The sequence below is a fragment of the Paenibacillus sp. B2(2019) genome, from assembly GCF_008370385.1.
Classification (GTDB): Bacteria; Bacillota; Bacilli; order Paenibacillales; family Paenibacillaceae; genus Paenibacillus_AQ.
This window is the reverse complement of sequence record NZ_VTZR01000001.1, coordinates 46,198-62,010: the sequence shown is the minus strand read 5'-3', so window position 1 is coordinate 62,010 and position 15,813 is coordinate 46,198. Positions and strand designations below refer to the sequence as shown.

Genomic DNA, 15,813 nt, shown 5'->3' with positions numbered 1-15,813 from the left:
GAACACGACCGTTAAGCCCTCCAGCGCCGATGGTACTTGGACCGAAGGGTCCTGGGAGAGTAGGACGTTGCCAAGCAGATTAAGCCATTGTTGATAATATCAGCAGTGGCTTTTTTTCTTTTTTTATTATGCAAGTATTTAAGGCTAGTAATAACAGTAGAATAGGTTACTGTGGAATGACATTTTTGTTACCGACGCTGCGGTGGATACAAGTATAATAGAAAAGTGCTAATAGTTAGCAGATCTTTAATACGAAGGAACTACTCATAAATTCTAACTTTGAATTTTCTTGTGTCTTTAGATGCATTGTAGAGGTAGGGAGGATTTAAGGCATGAAACAATTAAAAATATTCAAGTTAATAATGATTTCTTGTATTTTAACTTTAATACTGGCAAGTTGCGGGGCTAAAGAACCTAAGTGGGATACTTTTGAGGGTGCACTGAATGAGAAAAGCTTCCCTGTCCCCCATGAGGCAAACTCACCAGACCAGACCACTACTAACGTTGCTATGGATTATGTACGTTATTCTTTACCTGGATTAAAGGAGAAGAATGGTATTCCGGATCCTTATTTGGAGGCTATTAAAGCCTGGGGATGGACAGAACAGGAAGATGATGATAGTGATTCTTCGGGTGTTTTTCTGAAGGATGGGTTAACGGTTCATTTAACAGTGCATGATGATTATTTTGTAGTGATGATTCCTAAAGAAAAGAAGACCTCCATTAAAGGCCTTAAGACGAAATAAAGAATCGCCATCCCTAAGGATGGCGGTTTATTTTTTAATACGTGAAAATAATATGAGCTATACTGCTGCACTTTATTGAGAGTAATAGGATACATCGGTCGGATTGAATTTTAGCATACCTCCCTGATCCTGTCGATTCAGTCTGAACAGAGTATAAAGACGGGGCAGTAGGAGCCATAAGTGACAAGTGATCAGTGATACTGTAAATGCTGGCGGTGACCAGAAAATAAAGAGTGCTGCAATACAAAGACCGATATAGAAATTATGTAGCTGTACTTTACGGAATATACGGTAACTAATATGTTGATCAGGCATAAACCCTAACCAAGGCAGTTTAAATGAGACAGACCATCTTTTTGAAATGGGGTGTCCTGAGATTAACAGAACTGAGCGTGAAATGACATATTGAACCCAGAAGGCTACAGGCGCTGCTATGATTATGTAAAGAATGCTCCACCAGGAAAGAAATACGGTTTCGAGCACAAGGACTAATAAGGGAAGCATAATATAAATAGGCAGCAGGCGTGCCGTTAGATTGACTTTTTTAATTAGTTTATATTGATAGAATGTAGCTGCACCTTTGGTAGTGGGTTCCATAGATTATAGTCTAACCTCCTCGTGAATTCGTATGTTCTTAATATCGGCGATTGGATGTATTTTATTAAACTGCGGCGAAAATTCACCGTTATAACGGCAACGGAATATATATAATGCAAGATACGAAGGATATGAAAAAACTATGAAAAGGTTTAAAATGATAGAAGGTGTATCATACTGTTCTTAAAAGAGTCAAGGTGGGATGGTTATGGAACAGCAAACCGGGCAAGCTTGTATCATTTGTGGACAGGTAAAAGAGGAAGGTATTGTGATTGTCTCGCATTTTATTTGTGAGGAATGTGAGGCTGAGATGATACGTACCGAGGCTGAAGATGCCAAGTACCGTTTTTTTATCGGCCGGATGAAGAAGATTGGATTGCAAAAGAACGCTTAAGTAGAGTAACTCTGTTAAATGATGCAATTAAGAGAGCGGTCTGGATGAAAGATACGAAGGCTGCATTAGTGATATTCAATACACGGCTTCCTCGTTCTTCAGGCGGGAGGAGCCGTTTTGTTGTCCAAGGGGCCGCTTTTACACTGAAGCGTAGGCGTTTACGAATATTTACGTTAAAATAGAAGGAACCCTATGGGAAGGAATTTAATATGAATAAATTACAACGTTGTAGGGCGCCTATATACGAAATGCTGGAACAATATAGAATTATGGGTAATAGATCATATCATGTGCCGGGTCATAAGAATGGAGAGGTATATGATGGCGTTGAAGGCGCTGGCTTTTTAGATGAGGTAATGAAGTATGATGTTACGGAAATTTCCGGAACGGATGATCTTCATCATCCTGAGGGAGTTATCAAGGAAGCGCAAGAGTTGGCAGCAGATTGTTTTGGAGCAGAGGAAAGCTTTTTTCTGGTTGGAGGAAGCACAGCCGGCAATCTGGCTCTTATTCTAACCGCTTGTCCCGAGCCTGGAATGATTATGATTGTTCAACGCAATGTGCATAAGTCAGTCATTCATGGACTGATGTTGGCTGGAGTACATGCTGTTTTTCTGGAGCCTCTGATTGATCCACTTAGCGGCTTGGCAGTAGCGCCGGTGGCCGAAGCTGTTAAGGCTGCACTTGCAGCCTATCCTGAAGCCGCAGCTGTACTTGTTACCATGCCGAATTATTACGGCATGGGTAGTGATCTTGCGCCCCTCGCGAGTATTTGTCACGACAGCGGTGTACCGCTGCTTGTGGATGAGGCGCATGGGGCGCATTACGGGCAGCACCCGGCGCTGCCAGCCGGGGCACTTGCTTGTGGCGCGGACGGCGTCGTGCAGTCCACGCACAAGATGCTCACAGCGATGACCATGGGCGCTATGCTGCATGTTCAAGGGCCGCGGCTCGACCGCGCCCTGCTCCGGCAGCGGCTCGCCATGGTGCAGAGCTCCAGCCCATCATATCCTATGATGGCGTCGCTGGATCTTGCCCGGCGGCTGCTGCACAGCCGGGGCAAGGGTGCCTTCACGGCGGGGCTGGCCGCCGTGGACGTTCTACGGCGCGGGCTCGCGGAGCTGCCGCGCTACGGACTAGTGCAGCCGGCAGAGCCGCTGCACCCGAATACGCCGCCTGATTATATGGCGGCGTACGTGACACAGGACCCCTTTAAAGTCGTCATTTATGACGCCACCGGGGTCCTGGGCGGCTTCGAGCTGCAGCGCAAGCTCGAGGCAAAGGGCTGCGTGCCGGAGATGAGCGATGACCGGCACGTAGTGCTGCTGTTCAGCCTTGGATCGAAGGCTGGAGATGCAGATCATTTGCTGCAGGCGCTGCGGGAAATAGATTCGGAGGAACCTTCCGAATCACTGAACGCCCCCGACTTATCAGGCGTTCGCAATATTTCCACGTGGAACAATTTCCATTCTTTACAAATCTCAGATCCTGTTCACTTCTCATTGAAGCCGGTGTCAGCGAATGAGATTGAAAGTATTGATCTTAAACATTGCGTGGGTAGAGTGGCGGCAGAGATGGTTATTCCCTATCCACCAGGCATCCCGGTATTATATCCGGGTGAAGTGATCACAAATCAGATCCAAAGAAGGCTGGCTGGTTTAGCCAAAGGAGGCGCCAAATTTCAGGCTTGTGCTGATCCGGTCTTGCAGCGTATTGAGGTATACAACATTCAGAAGGGCGGAGAAGCATAAGTGGGAAAAGAAGGTTTCTTCATAACATTAGAAGGGGGCGAAGGCTCCGGAAAAACAACGGTACTAGGTAGAGTAACGGCCTATTTACAGAACCGGTCCATGCCTTATCGAATTACCCGTGAACCGGGTGGCGTTGAGATTGCTGAGAAGATTCGTTCCATTATTCTAGATCCTGCCCATACAGCTATGGATGCGCGTACAGAGGCATTACTATATGCTGCATCAAGAAGCCAACATCTCGCCGAAGTCGTTGAACCGGCTCTTAGAGAAGGGCTTACTGTACTCTGTGACCGCTTTGTAGACAGCAGCCTCGTTTATCAAGGACATGCGAGAGGACTCGGAATAGAAGAGGTATGGAGTATTAATCGTTTTGCGATAGGGAACCGTATGCCAGATCTAACCTTTTATCTGGATGTAGACCCAGAGATAGGGTTGTCACGGATAGCAGCGAATCAAGAACGGGAAGTGAATCGTCTGGATCTGGAGAGCCTTTCTTTTCATAAGAAGGTCCGTGAAGGCTATCAATTATTAGCCCAGGCCAATCCGGACAGAATAGTAGTTCTGGATGCTAATCGCCCCATTCATATGGTAGAACAAGATATCGTGAGAACTCTTGAAGAGAGAGTATTAAAGGGTTTTTAGGGTGTTTTGTCTAATATACTAAGAGAAGTGACATATAATTAGGCGTGTGCTTATGAAGTAAGGGTTACTACGAGTAACTCTAAGTAGTAATACACCATAAAAGTATTGGGAGGGAATGCGAAGATGAAGTTGATCATTGCAATTATCCAGGATAAAGACAGTAACCGGTTGTCCAGCGAGCTAGTCAAAGCCAATTTCCGTGCTACTAAACTTGCAAGTACAGGTGGATTTCTACGGGCGGGGAATACGACATTTATGATCGGGGTAGAAGACAGTCAGATTGAATCCGTATTGACCGTAATCCGAAACAGCTGTAAAGTGCGTGAGCAGTTAGTCACTCCTGTAACACCGATGAGTGGAACAACGGATTCGTATTTGCCACTTCCTGTTGAGGTACAAGTGGGTGGAGCTACTGTATTCGTACTTCCTGTAGATCGTTTTGAACATTATTAAGTATAATATAGATTAGCAAGCCATTTATAAAAAGGGCGGTAGATAACCTTTGAAGATCAATCCGGGGTATAGGCCCTTGAAGAGTGAGATGCCAAATGCAGAAGGGGCTAACAAACCCGTTCAGCAAAAAACGTTCTCTGATGTTTTTCAGCAGCAAAGTGAGCAGAAAACCAAAGATGAACTGAATCGCCAGATCAAAGAAATACAGTCTCAAGGCGATCGTTTATCTAAGTCTATGACGATTCGTGAGCTTACCATCTACCGGATGATGATCAAAAGATTTCTGGAGGAAACGGCTCGAAGAGGCGTCATTCTGAAGGAAACACGCGGATGGGATCGACGTGGACGTGGCAAGCGTTACAAGCTGCTTGAGGAAATTGATTCGGCTTTGCTATCAATGGCAGATGATTTGCTGAATAGTGAGCAAGGCCGGATCGATCTGTTAGGACGCGTTGGAGAAATCCGTGGGTTGTTAATCAACCTTTCTTTTTAAAATATAAGAAAGTATATGCTTTACACTATACTTTAGCCTTATAGTTCTCGATTAAACACTTACCGTCCTTATAAGGACGCTAAAGGCGTTTATGTTTGAAAGATTTGGGAGGAAATTATGCCTTTTCATGATATAGTAGGCCAGGAGAACGCCAAGCGGCTACTCCAAAATGCCTTGCGCAAAGAAGCTGTGAGTCATGCTTATTTATTTACAGGGCCGGCAGGCAGTGGACAAATGAAAACGGCGCTGATGTTTGCCCAAGCTATATTTTGTACCCAGAGCAAGGACGATGCCTGTGGGGAATGCCTGGAGTGCCGCAAAGTAGAGCATGGAAACCACCCTGATTTGTCACTGCTGCAGCCAGATGGAGCAAGTATTAAAATAGATCAAATCCGTGAGCTGCAGCGCGTCTTTTCCTATCGGTCAGAGGGTGTGAATCCGAAAGTTTATATTATAGATGGAGCAGACAAAATGACGGTACAAGCTGCCAATAGTCTGCTGAAATTTCTGGAGGAACCACCAGCTCCGGCTGTTGGAATCTTAATTTCTGATAATAGCCGTTCCTTATTGCCAACCATTCAGTCGCGGACTCAGCGGATTCCATTTAGTCCGTTAAACCCGGATATTATGCTCCAAGCTCTGGCAAGTGAGGGCGTTCCCATACCCTTAGCTCGATGTGCAGTATCACTTAGTTCAGGACTTGATGGTTGCAGGAAACTTTTGGAACAGAATTGGTTTGCAGAAATGAGAAATGTAATGTTACAATTAGCTAAGGAGTCCTTAGGCAAGGGCAGCTCCGCTGTAGCAACTGCTGGGCAGAAGCTGTTCAAGACCGGACTCGCTGAACATTTGGATATCTTCTTCAGCATGTTCCATCTGTGGTTTAAAGATATGCTTTACTTCCTGTATCGTAAGCATGAGAGTATCGTTTTCATAGATCAGTTAGACTTTATTTCCAGGCATGCCCGTGAGCGGAGTGCGGAACAATGGGTGGCTTATATGGGATTTGCTGCAGAGAGCACTAAGAAGCTGCGATCCAATGCCAATGCCCAGTTGTGTCTGGAGCAGTTTTTAATCCGACTGGAAAGTTAAAGGATTAGTTATGATATATCCTCCGGATGTCGCTTTACCTGGAAATATCGTTTTAACAGACGAGGAAGGACAAGCATGGATCATCAGGGAGCGGACATGCCCATAGGTTCCTTTTACCGGCAAACAAGGGGGTTAATTTTTGTACAGCGTAGTAGGTGTCCGTTTTAAAAAAGCGGGTAAAATATATTATTTCGATCCACTTGATTTTCCGATTGAACGGGATCAATATGTTATTGTGGAGACAGCACGTGGGGTTGAATACGGTAAAGTTGTCGTAGGCAAAAAAGAGGTGGAAGAATCCGACGTAGTTTTGCCCCTCAAAAAAGTGATGCGTATTGCCGGAGAAACCGACGCACGCGTAGTTGAAGAGAACAAAGGGGCCGCTAAAGAGGCTTTTACCACCTGTTTAAATAAAATACGCGACCATGGTCTCAAAATGAAGCTCGTCGATGTAGAGTTTACTTTTGACCGTAATAAGATTATATTTTACTTTACGGCCGAAGGACGGGTCGACTTTAGAGAATTGGTTAAAGATCTAGCAAGTATTTTCCGGACCCGCATTGAGCTACGGCAAATTGGGGTGCGTGATGAGGCTAAAATGCTAGGTGGACTTGGACCTTGTGGGCGAGTACTTTGTTGTTCATCCTGGTTAGGGGATTTTGAACCCGTATCCATTAAAATGGCGAAGGATCAGAACCTGTCACTTAATCCGACGAAGATTTCAGGACTTTGTGGACGTCTGATGTGTTGTTTGAAATTTGAGCATGACAATTATGAGAGTGTAAAGGAAGAAATGCCAGCGGTCGGCAAGATTGTCGTGACCTCATTGGGTGATGGCAAAGTAGTAGGACTTAATGCCGGAAGCCGTACGGTTCATGTACAGTTGTTTGAAGTGGGCAAAGTTAAGGAACTTCCAATGGATGATGTTGTCGTCAAGTAAACCATTATAAGGTTACTTTCGGGGTGGAAACTTGGAGAAGAAAAATATATTTGCACACATGCAGGATATGGAAGCACAGATGGAAACGATGCGCGCCAATCTTGGAGAATGGAAACAGACGGTAAAAGAACTGATGGAAGCTAATCAGAGGTTAACTCTGGAGAATGAACAGCTTCGCAAAATTTTAAAGCGGGATGCACCTTTGGATCCTACCGTAGATTCTGCGGAGGCGGAAGCTCTTTTAGCTGCCGGAGAGGGAACAGAAGAGGTTGTCGGGGAAGGTTATGACAACTTGGCCCGGCTTTACCATGAAGGCTTTCACATCTGTAATGTTTATTTTGGACATTTACGCACGGAAGGTGATTGTCTGTTCTGTCTTTCTTTTCTTAATAAATGAGGATATCCAGCCGTAGGAGATTGATCCTACGGTTTTTTTTGAATTTTAGCTCAACAAAACATTTAGGAGATTACTACATGACAAATTCTTTTAACGATATATCTGTTCCTTTGTTGCCGACGGAGCGGGTGGATGATTTATTAACGCATGACTTGCGAATTATTCAAAGTGACGAAGTATTTAGCTTTTCTATGGATGCTGTACTGCTTGCGCGTTTCGCCAGCGTTCCGCCTCGTGGGAGAGTCCTGGATCTTTGTACTGGGAATGGTGTAATTCCTATTTTGATGACGACCCGAACTAAAGCTTCTATAGAAGGGATTGAAATTCAGCCCCGTTTAGCGGATATGGCTCGGCGTAGCGTGGCTCTAAATGGGCTACAGGATCAGGTTGTGATCCATGAAGGCGATTTACGTGAGTTATATAAAGTAGCAGGACATGGCGTATATGATGCAATAACAGTCAATCCTCCTTATATGCCGCTTAACGGCAGTGACCTCAAGCTGAACACTCATCAGGCTATGGCTCGTCATGAAATCGGGTGTACGCTGGAGGAGGTCATTCAAGCCTGTGTGAGACTGGTTCGCACCGGTGGAAAGGTAAGTATGGTTCACAAGCCACAACGATTGGTCGATATTATTAGTCTTATGAGAAAATATAGGCTCGAGCCTAAGATTATTCGCTTTGTACATCCACGTGCGCATCTGGAAGCGAATATGGTTTTAATTGAAGCGATACGTGATGGTAAGCCGGAGGTTCGTTTACATCCACCACTCATTGTATATAATGAGGACAATCAATACTGTCCAGAAATTATGGACATCTACTATGGTGCTAAAGAGGGTAAATCATGACGATATCATGCCAAAGCAGTTTTCAGAACAATAACAATACACATAAGCAGGAATCAACCGGTTCACTCTTTTTGGTGGCAACACCCATCGGTAATTTAGAGGATATGACTTATCGTGCTGTCCGTACATTGCAGGAATGCGATATTATTGCAGCTGAGGATACAAGACAAACTCGGAAATTATTGAGCCATTTTGAAATTACACCCTCTATGCTGTTCAGTTATCATGAGCATAATAAGGCTGCCAGTGGACCTGAACTTATCCGCTATATAATAGAAGGAAAAAATTTGGCACTCGTCAGCGATGCCGGTTTACCAGCCATTTCCGACCCTGGTGCAGACCTTGTAGCCCTTGCCATAAGTCACGGTATACCAGTAATTCCTATACCAGGAGCTAACGCAGCTTTGTCAGCATTAATTGCCTCCGGTCTGCCTACGACTACTTTCACTTTTATCGGCTTCTTACCTCGAGAACGGAAAGATATCCGTGCGGTATTAAGTCCACTTCGTTCGGCGCAAGGGACTATACTGTTCTACGAATCTCCACATCGCGTGGTGAAGACACTGGCTCATCTCCATGAAGCATTTGGCAATCGACGAATTGTGCTTGCTCGTGAACTGACGAAGAGATATGAGGAGTTTCTTCGTGGGACGATCGAGGAATGTACGGATTGGCTCGCTGAACATCCACCGCTTGGTGAGTATGTTATCGTCGTTGAAGGCGAGAGCAAGGAAGATGCTGAAATGGCAGAATCGGCTTGGTGGCGCCAGTTAAGTATTGAAGAACATGTTGCTCATTACGAAGCAGCAGATATGCCGCGTAAAGAAGCTATGAAAAAAGCAGCCTCTGATCGTGGTGTGTCAAAGCGGGATATTTATAACGCACTTCTGGATAAAGCGGAGCAGCAGTAAGTGTTATTGACGGATTCTAATTCTAAGAGGTTAACAAGGTGCGAAGGATATTACAAAGCTGACGAGATTCTAGCCTGAAGGTGGTTCCCAAAAGGAAGCCCAAGATAGACCAGATCATGGTAAAAACTCGTTTTACTTCATGCTCTCACCACATTACCCATCATTATTAGGTGTCATGGGGGAGTAAATCCTTATAGACACCTTTTGGGGCGGGAAACACAGGTGATTGCAGAAAAAAAATACCTCCCGCGGTCACGGGAGGTCAAGGAGATATGAAAAGGTTAGAATTAACAATTTGATTAGTTCTATTATATACTATTTATTTTAGTTTGTCACAGGGGTAGGGATAGTAGAAATGCATTCATGACAAACTATTTTTCCTTTGAAGTAAGTTACGTTCTCAGCGTTGCCGCAGAAAATGCAGGCAGGCTCATATTTCTTAAGCATAATGCGCTCACCATCAACGTAAATTTCAAGTGCGTCTTTTTCACCAATGCCAAGAGTACGGCGCAATTCAATGGGAATAACTACCCGCCCAAGTTCGTCTACTTTTCTTACAATTCCTGTTGATTTCATCATAACAATCGTTACTCCTCTCAATGTTCCAAAAACGTCATTATTCGACATTGTTCACTGTTTTATGATATTTATAATACCAACGATTCCCAAAACAGTCAACCTTTTTTCATCTGTTAAATAAGTGCTTTTTCACGAAAACTTTGAATTCCCTATAACAATCACGAATTCTAAAAAAAGTGAAAAAATAAACTTTGTCGATTTACCAAGACTAAAAACGTCACTATTCGACAAAGTACGACATAATTACTTATTATATACTTATATTGGTTAATATCATATTAAATTTAATAAAGGAGTTGATCTCATGAAGCAGCCGCTCACAGAAGAAAAGGTTTTCAAAGATCCGGTTCACAATTATATCCACGTGCAGGATACTATTATTTGGCGACTAATAAATACAAAGGAATTTCAGCGTTTACGCCGAATTCGCCAGCTGGGTACCTCGTATCTCACTTTTCATGGCGCAGAGCATAGTCGGTTTTCTCATTCCCTAGGGGTGTACGAAATTACACGTAGAATTATTTCGCAATTTGAACGAAGCGGGTATAAGGATTGGATTCCTGAAGAAAGTCTGCTCACCTTGTGTGCGGCCTTGCTGCATGATCTGGGACACGGTCCATTTTCCCATTCTATAGAAGAAGCTTTTGAAATGAATCATGAGGATTGGACTTGTCGAATTATTCTGGAGGACACAGAGATTACTGAGATCTTGCGTGATGTGGAGGAGGATTTTCCTCGTAAAGTAGCCTCTGTAATCGCTAAAACTTATGAGCATGAAATTGTTGTAAATCTGGTTTCCAGTCCGCTAGATGCCGATCGCATGGATTATTTGCTGCGTGATGCGTACTATACAGGTGTAAACTATGGGACGATCGACATTGATCGGATTTTAAGAATGCTGCGTCCTTATAATGGTCGAATTGTTGTAAAAGAATCGGGAATGCATGCCATTGAAGATTATTTAATGTCGCGTTATCAAATGTACTGGCAAGTCTATTTTCATCCGGTGACACGTAGCTCAGAGATTATTTTGCGACAAATTTTCCGTAGAGCCAAGGAGCTTTTCCAAGAGGGGTACAATTTTAGTTTCATGATTAATCCGCTGGAGGATTTGTTCCGTGGTGAGGTGACAGTGAAGCAATATTTAATGCTAGATGAAGCACTGGTACAGACGGCTTTTATGCAGTGGACACTTGAGAAAGATGAGCTACTAAGTGACTTGTGTACCCGTTTTATTCATCGTAAACTGTATAAATATGTTGAGGTGGAGAATCTCGATACAGATATGATTACTGAAATTCGCAGCAGTTTTGCGGCAGCCGGACTTCACCCAGAATATGATTTGGAGATTGATTTTCCGACAGATCTGCCCTATGATGTGTTCCGTCCGGGAGAAGCTTTTGACAATAAACAAATTCTGCTGCTTGATCGGCATGATCATCTGCGGGAAATTTCAGAGGTGTCGGATATTGTGCGTTCTATTAGCGGCATTCACCGTGGCAGATATCATCTTTATTTTCCTCAGGATAAGTTGAGAAATGCGCTTACGCGATTGCCTGCTTCTATTGCAGAGATTTTTGCAAAATAATACAAGAAAATATGGGATTTATGACAAGAAGAGTAGAAATATAAGATATAACGGATAGCTTGAAACTTATATTGTCTTATATTTAAAAAAGAACAAGGAGTGAGGGTTAAAATGTTTCTGTTTGACACACATACGCATCTGGATGCACCTCAATTCGACGAGGATCGCGAAGAAGTTATCGCTCGTGCTGTAGAAGCAGGAGTTAGCAAGATGATTAATATCGGATTTAATCGGGAGACGATTCCCTCAACGATGAAGCTGGCGGAATCTTATGATTATATTTATGCGGCAGTGGGTTGGCATCCTCAGGATGCAATTGATATGAAAGAAGGAGATCTCGATTGGATCGCTTCTCTATGCAGTCATAAAAAAGTAGTGGCTATTGGTGAAATCGGACTGGATTATTACTGGGATACTTCTCCCAAGGATGTGCAACATGAAGTTTTTCGCAAGCAAATTGGACTAGCCCGTGAACTAAATATGCCGATTTGTATTCATGATCGTGATGCCCATGAGGATGTTGTACGGATTTTACGGGAGGAAAAAGCAAATGAGGTTGGAGGCGTGATGCACTCGTTCTCAGGAAGCTGGGAAACAGCTAAAATGTGCTTGAATCTTGGTTTTCATTTATCCTTTGGAGGACCCATTACGTTCAAAAATGCAAGAGTGCCAAAAGAAGTGCTTGCGCAGACCCCACTAGACCGATTATTGATCGAAACCGATGCTCCATATTTGACTCCACACCCCTTCCGCGGGAAGCGAAATGAGAGCGCTCATGTGAAGCTTGTAGCAGAGGCAGCAGCTGAAATTAAAGGGTTAACATGGGAAGAATTGGCTAAAATAACGTATGCGAACGCACTGGAACGATTTGGGATTGAGTGAAAACGGGAGCAAAACAGGCGAAAAATAGAGAATGGCCGATATATTAAACTTTTTTAATATAAAAACGGCTGAATATTACAATATTTTAACCATATTTTTGCGTAAACGTGGTTGAATCGTCCTTTACAACATGCATCAAAACAGGATATCATCTTTTCAGTGATGTGAGCTGTGTTATAGTGACAGCCATTGATTCATGGATCGTCTCGCTGAGTCTCCGTATGGAGAACGGGGGAACCAATATTGACCTGCCGCATGCCTGTATTTTAAATACGGTTTAGACGTGCCGTAGGACAGTATTTGATTTCTTCACGTGGTCTTTGGGGTGAATTTAAGGGCAACCGCCATGAGCGGGTGACCTGAAATAGGGCGTCTCTCTTTCGTCCGAACCCGACAGCTAACCCCGTAAGCGCAAGTAAGAGAGGCAACCTCGTGCACAAGCATTCTCTATTCTGATATTGGAGAAGCCACGAAAGAGTCCTCAGTTGAACTCTTTTTAGGCTTTTTTATTTTTGAATAAATAGAATGTTGCCCACATACTGTTATATAACAGGGGTGGGAGTAGCTGTGCCGAGCAGGCGATCCATGAGCAGGAGACGCTAAGTTATTACGTGCGTGTCCTGTGACAATCTCAAATAGTTTCGTCAAAGGAATTCAGTCCTCATGATATACAATTGACGACGGGGCTATGTAAGGAGGATGGAGAGAATGGGCGTATTCCAACCAGAAGTATCCCATGATTCGCAGTCATCCAGCAGGTCTTTCGCATTACGGTGGGAGCAAGTAAATACTCGCGTACTTTTACTTGCAGGCGTGATTTCAGTCGCTATCGCGCTACTTATTCTGCTGTACGTACACGGTCAAAGTAACAAACAATTATTTTTAGTAATAGACGGGCAAACACAGACGCTTGAAACGCGGGAAGCGCTTCTTGGTGATGTGTTGGAGAAAGAGCAAATTTCGCTGCAGCCGCATGATGAACTATCTTTAGGACTGAGTGATGAAATAAAAGACGGTGACCGTGTCGTTATCAATCGTGCGCAGAAAATTAGTCTTACTGCGGATGGAGCAACAAAAACGTTATATACGACCGAAGACACAATTGGTAAAGCAATTGAGAAAATGGGCATTACCCTAGAAGGTCATGATAAGATTTTCCCTTCGTTAGACACCACCATTTCTGCAAACATGGAGGTTAAGATTGTTCGCATCAACAAACAGACTGTACAGCGAACAACTAACTTACCCTTCAGAGTCATTAAGACAGCAGACCCCTCCCTTACTGTGGGAACAGTTAGAGTGGCACAGGCAGGCAAACCAGGCGTCATGATTCAGCATATTGAAAAGATCTACCAAGACGGAGAACTGGCCTCTATGCGCATGATTGGTAAGGAAGTACAAACGGTAACGAAAGATAAGATTATTGCCGTTGGTACCAAAGCACTTCCTAAGCCGGCTGTAGCTAAGACTACAACAACTTCCAAATCAAACACCACTTCAAAAACGGCTAAGGTTAGCGCCAAGACTAATAACGTCACAAGCAAGGCTGGCGTAGACTTTGAGTACAAGAAGATGATTAAGAACGTCTCCATGACAGCTTATTCATCAGAAGAGCCAGGTATTGGTACCAAAACTGCCTCCGGAACACGCGTAACGGAAGGTCGTACAATTGCGGTAGACCCGAATGTAATCCCTATTGGCTGGTGGGTATATATCGAGGGGCTTGGATTCCGCCGAGCAGAAGATACTGGCGGTGCCATTAAAGGCAATAAAGTAGATGTCTATTACGATTCACTGAGCCATGTCCGTAATTTCGGTCGTAAATCACGTACCGTTTATGTGATTGGACCTGTGAAGCCGGAGTTAAACTAGGCTGAAGCTTTTGCAAATTATTCTTTGATAAGCTATAGTGATGATAACCGTTAAGGAACGCCAGATGATCATTTCGTTGATCGCAGAGCAACCGCTCATCACTTATACATTCTTTAACCAAAAGAAGAGGAGCGAAACCTCTTCTTTTTTGCTTTTTTTGGAAGGAGTCAAGAGATATGATTAAGGAATTAATTGTCGTTGAAGGTAAGAGTGATACCGTCGCTGTTAAACGCGCTGTAGAAGCAGATACGATCGAAACAGGGGGCTCGGCTGTAGACCGGACCGTAATTGCGAAGATCGCGCTTGCTATGGAGCGTAGAGGAGTGATTATCCTTACTGACCCGGATCACGCGGGTGAACGAATTCGTAAGATTGTGTCCGCAAAGGTGCCGGGCTGTAAGCATGCCTTCATTCCGGAGAAGGACGCAACCCGCAAGGGAGATATTGGTGTGGAGAACGCTTCTCCAGAGGCGATTCGTCATGCGCTGCGGAATGTACATACCTCTTTTGAAGGTGCACCTGCTTTAATTGGACTTGATGATCTAATGGCCGCTGGAATGCTTGTACATCCTCGGGCAGCTGAAAGACGTATGGCACTTGGTAATTTGCTTGGAATCGGATATTGTAATGGCAAGCAGCTGTACAAGCGGCTGGCGATGTTTGGAATTACGCGGGAGGAATTTGCCGGAGCTCTCGCCCAAATTGATCAGGGGGGCATTACTTCATGAGTGGTAGAGAGGAAATTTCGACTCCAAAACGGACGAAAGAAATTATTCAACGTTATGGATTCAAGTTCAAGAAGAGCTTAGGACAGAATTTTTTGATTGATCAAAATATATTGGACAAGATTGTTGACGCTGCTGGGCTAGATAGCGAATCAGGGGCATTGGAAATCGGTCCTGGGATTGGTGCCCTGACGGAGCGTTTGGCGCTAACCGCTGGTGCGGTGACCGCTGTGGAGATCGACCGTAGGCTGATTCCTATTTTAAGGGACGTACTTTCCCCTTATCCGCATGTTAAGGTTCGTAATGATGATGTTCTGAATGTAAATCTGCAGGAGCTGTTCAAAGAAGATTTTGCATCCGTGAACAAGGTAAGCGTAGTTGCCAATCTGCCGTATTATGTAACTACTCCGATTCTGATGAAGCTGCTCGAAGAGAAGCTTCCGCTTGATAACATCGTTGTAATGATTCAGAAAGAGGTTGCGGAGCGTATGGCCGCTTCTCCGGGAGGAAAGGAATACGGGAGCCTTAGCATTGCCGTGCAGTACTACAGCGAGCCTGAGCTCGTCTGCATTGTGCCGCGTACGGTGTTCATTCCTCAACCTAATGTGGAGTCCGCTGTAATCCGTCTAAAGGTAAGAGAGCGTCCACCGGTAGAAGTTGAGAGTGAGAAGCACTTCTTTGAGGTCGTCCAAGCTTCTTTCACACAGCGTCGCAAGACGATTGCTAACAATCTCAAGGCTCGTTACTTCCCTGAAGAGGGACGTGAGCGTCTGGAGGCTTTACTCGCAGAAGCTGGTATTGAACCAACCCGTCGTGGAGAAACGTTAAGTCTAGAAGAATACGCCCGATTGAGCGGTGTTCTGTTAGCTGCTGGAATTGAATAAGCTAAAAACATAGCTA

The 15,813-nt window shown here is 44.3% G+C and carries 18 protein-coding genes, 1 rRNA gene and 1 riboswitch; of the genes, 17 read left to right on the top strand and 2 right to left on the bottom strand.

Features of this window, described 5'->3' with window-relative positions:
• Both rrf and PAENI_RS00315 read left to right on the top strand, forming a co-directional pair.
• Positions 1-76, top strand: a 5S ribosomal RNA gene (gene rrf, locus PAENI_RS33165); the annotation flags it as partial.
• Between the two features lie 256 nt (positions 77-332).
• Positions 333-746, top strand: a complete 414-nt coding sequence (locus PAENI_RS00315; protein WP_042183800.1) for a hypothetical protein — start codon at positions 333-335, stop codon at positions 744-746.
• Between the two features lie 72 nt (positions 747-818).
• Here PAENI_RS00315 and PAENI_RS00310 read toward each other — a convergent pair whose 3' ends face one another.
• Positions 819-1,343: a hypothetical protein gene (locus PAENI_RS00310; RefSeq protein WP_042183802.1), complete on the bottom strand. Its 525-nt coding sequence runs from the start codon at positions 1,341-1,343 to the stop codon at positions 819-821.
• A gap of 208 nt (positions 1,344-1,551) precedes the next feature.
• Between PAENI_RS00310 and PAENI_RS00305 the strand changes: the two genes are divergently transcribed.
• From PAENI_RS00305 to rsmI, 10 genes are all read left to right on the top strand, one after another.
• Positions 1,552-1,737 carry a sigma factor G inhibitor Gin gene (locus PAENI_RS00305; RefSeq protein ID WP_042123074.1) on the top strand — a complete coding sequence of 62 codons (186 nt, stop codon included), beginning with the start codon at positions 1,552-1,554 and terminating at the stop codon, positions 1,735-1,737.
• A gap of 209 nt (positions 1,738-1,946) precedes the next feature.
• Positions 1,947-3,488 carry an aminotransferase class I/II-fold pyridoxal phosphate-dependent enzyme gene (locus tag PAENI_RS00300; RefSeq protein ID WP_149643868.1) on the top strand — a complete coding sequence of 514 codons (1,542 nt, stop codon included), beginning with the start codon at positions 1,947-1,949 and terminating at the stop codon, positions 3,486-3,488.
• Entirely contained in the window at positions 3,489-4,130 is a 642-nt protein-coding gene (gene tmk / locus PAENI_RS00295) for a dTMP kinase (protein ID WP_042183814.1), read from the top strand.
• A gap of 123 nt (positions 4,131-4,253) precedes the next feature.
• Positions 4,254-4,583, top strand: coding sequence for a cyclic-di-AMP receptor (locus tag PAENI_RS00290; RefSeq protein ID WP_042183817.1), 330 nt, complete (start codon positions 4,254-4,256; stop codon positions 4,581-4,583).
• A gap of 49 nt (positions 4,584-4,632) precedes the next feature.
• Positions 4,633-5,076 (top strand): YaaR family protein, encoded by a 444-nt coding sequence (locus PAENI_RS00285; RefSeq protein WP_042183820.1) that lies wholly within the window; start codon positions 4,633-4,635, stop codon positions 5,074-5,076.
• A gap of 117 nt (positions 5,077-5,193) precedes the next feature.
• Positions 5,194-6,168 carry a DNA polymerase III subunit delta' gene (gene holB / locus PAENI_RS00280; protein ID WP_042123085.1) on the top strand — a complete coding sequence of 325 codons (975 nt, stop codon included), beginning with the start codon at positions 5,194-5,196 and terminating at the stop codon, positions 6,166-6,168.
• Positions 6,169-6,307: 139 nt separating this feature from the next.
• Entirely contained in the window at positions 6,308-7,108 is an 801-nt protein-coding gene (locus PAENI_RS00275; protein WP_042123087.1) for a PSP1 domain-containing protein, read from the top strand.
• A 31-nt stretch (positions 7,109-7,139) separates the two neighbouring features.
• Positions 7,140-7,505, top strand: coding sequence for a DNA replication initiation control protein YabA (gene yabA / locus PAENI_RS00270; protein WP_042123089.1), 366 nt, complete (start codon positions 7,140-7,142; stop codon positions 7,503-7,505).
• A 77-nt stretch (positions 7,506-7,582) separates the two neighbouring features.
• Entirely contained in the window at positions 7,583-8,356 is a 774-nt protein-coding gene (locus PAENI_RS00265; RefSeq protein ID WP_042183822.1) for a tRNA1(Val) (adenine(37)-N6)-methyltransferase, read from the top strand.
• Positions 8,353-9,267, top strand: coding sequence for a 16S rRNA (cytidine(1402)-2'-O)-methyltransferase (gene rsmI, locus PAENI_RS00260; RefSeq protein ID WP_094872031.1), 915 nt, complete (start codon positions 8,353-8,355; stop codon positions 9,265-9,267). The genes PAENI_RS00265 and rsmI overlap by 4 nt, the downstream gene beginning before the upstream one ends.
• Before the next feature lie 324 nt (positions 9,268-9,591).
• On the opposite strand, the gene PAENI_RS00255 is transcribed toward rsmI, so the two are convergent.
• Positions 9,592-9,846 (bottom strand): AbrB/MazE/SpoVT family DNA-binding domain-containing protein, encoded by a 255-nt coding sequence (locus tag PAENI_RS00255; RefSeq protein ID WP_042123095.1) that lies wholly within the window; start codon positions 9,844-9,846, stop codon positions 9,592-9,594.
• A 304-nt stretch (positions 9,847-10,150) separates the two neighbouring features.
• On the opposite strand from PAENI_RS00255, the gene PAENI_RS00250 reads away from it, so the two are divergent.
• The 5 genes from PAENI_RS00250 to rsmA all read left to right on the top strand — a co-directional run bounded on the left by PAENI_RS00250 (position 10,151) and on the right by rsmA (position 15,797).
• Positions 10,151-11,434, top strand: coding sequence for an HD domain-containing protein (locus PAENI_RS00250; protein ID WP_042183826.1), 1,284 nt, complete (start codon positions 10,151-10,153; stop codon positions 11,432-11,434).
• 111 nt (positions 11,435-11,545) lie between these two features.
• Positions 11,546-12,316, top strand: coding sequence for a TatD family hydrolase (locus PAENI_RS00245; RefSeq protein WP_042183828.1), 771 nt, complete (start codon positions 11,546-11,548; stop codon positions 12,314-12,316).
• Positions 12,317-12,513: 197 nt separating this feature from the next.
• A riboswitch (cyclic di-AMP (ydaO/yuaA leader) is annotated at positions 12,514-12,743 on the top strand.
• Positions 12,744-13,024: 281 nt separating this feature from the next.
• Positions 13,025-14,188, top strand: a complete 1,164-nt coding sequence (locus PAENI_RS00240; RefSeq protein ID WP_149643867.1) for a resuscitation-promoting factor — start codon at positions 13,025-13,027, stop codon at positions 14,186-14,188.
• 176 nt (positions 14,189-14,364) lie between these two features.
• Positions 14,365-14,916 (top strand): ribonuclease M5, encoded by a 552-nt coding sequence (gene rnmV, locus PAENI_RS00235; protein ID WP_042183831.1) that lies wholly within the window; start codon positions 14,365-14,367, stop codon positions 14,914-14,916.
• Positions 14,913-15,797 (top strand): 16S rRNA (adenine(1518)-N(6)/adenine(1519)-N(6))-dimethyltransferase RsmA, encoded by an 885-nt coding sequence (gene rsmA, locus PAENI_RS00230; protein ID WP_042183833.1) that lies wholly within the window; start codon positions 14,913-14,915, stop codon positions 15,795-15,797. The genes rnmV and rsmA overlap by 4 nt, the downstream gene beginning before the upstream one ends.
• Positions 15,798-15,813: the final 16 nt, after the last annotated feature.

What these genes read in the sequence shown, in the direction of transcription:
- PAENI_RS00315 (WP_042183800.1), top strand. Translation starts at nt 333, where the DNA reads ATGAAACAATTAAAAATATTCAAGTTAATAATGATTTCTTGTATTTTA.
- PAENI_RS00310 (WP_042183802.1), bottom strand. Translation starts at nt 1,343, where the DNA reads ATGGAACCCACTACCAAAGGTGCAGCTACATTCTATCAATATAAACTA.
- PAENI_RS00305 (WP_042123074.1), top strand. Translation starts at nt 1,552, where the DNA reads ATGGAACAGCAAACCGGGCAAGCTTGTATCATTTGTGGACAGGTAAAA.
- PAENI_RS00300 (WP_149643868.1), top strand. Translation starts at nt 1,947, where the DNA reads ATGAATAAATTACAACGTTGTAGGGCGCCTATATACGAAATGCTGGAA.
- PAENI_RS00290 (WP_042183817.1), top strand. Translation starts at nt 4,254, where the DNA reads ATGAAGTTGATCATTGCAATTATCCAGGATAAAGACAGTAACCGGTTG.
- holB (WP_042123085.1), top strand. Translation starts at nt 5,194, where the DNA reads ATGCCTTTTCATGATATAGTAGGCCAGGAGAACGCCAAGCGGCTACTC.
- PAENI_RS00265 (WP_042183822.1), top strand. Translation starts at nt 7,583, where the DNA reads ATGACAAATTCTTTTAACGATATATCTGTTCCTTTGTTGCCGACGGAG.
- rsmI (WP_094872031.1), top strand. Translation starts at nt 8,353, where the DNA reads ATGACGATATCATGCCAAAGCAGTTTTCAGAACAATAACAATACACAT.
- PAENI_RS00255 (WP_042123095.1), bottom strand. Translation starts at nt 9,846, where the DNA reads ATGATGAAATCAACAGGAATTGTAAGAAAAGTAGACGAACTTGGGCGG.
- PAENI_RS00250 (WP_042183826.1), top strand. Translation starts at nt 10,151, where the DNA reads ATGAAGCAGCCGCTCACAGAAGAAAAGGTTTTCAAAGATCCGGTTCAC.
- PAENI_RS00245 (WP_042183828.1), top strand. Translation starts at nt 11,546, where the DNA reads ATGTTTCTGTTTGACACACATACGCATCTGGATGCACCTCAATTCGAC.
- PAENI_RS00240 (WP_149643867.1), top strand. Translation starts at nt 13,025, where the DNA reads ATGGGCGTATTCCAACCAGAAGTATCCCATGATTCGCAGTCATCCAGC.
- rnmV (WP_042183831.1), top strand. Translation starts at nt 14,365, where the DNA reads ATGATTAAGGAATTAATTGTCGTTGAAGGTAAGAGTGATACCGTCGCT.
- rsmA (WP_042183833.1), top strand. Translation starts at nt 14,913, where the DNA reads ATGAGTGGTAGAGAGGAAATTTCGACTCCAAAACGGACGAAAGAAATT.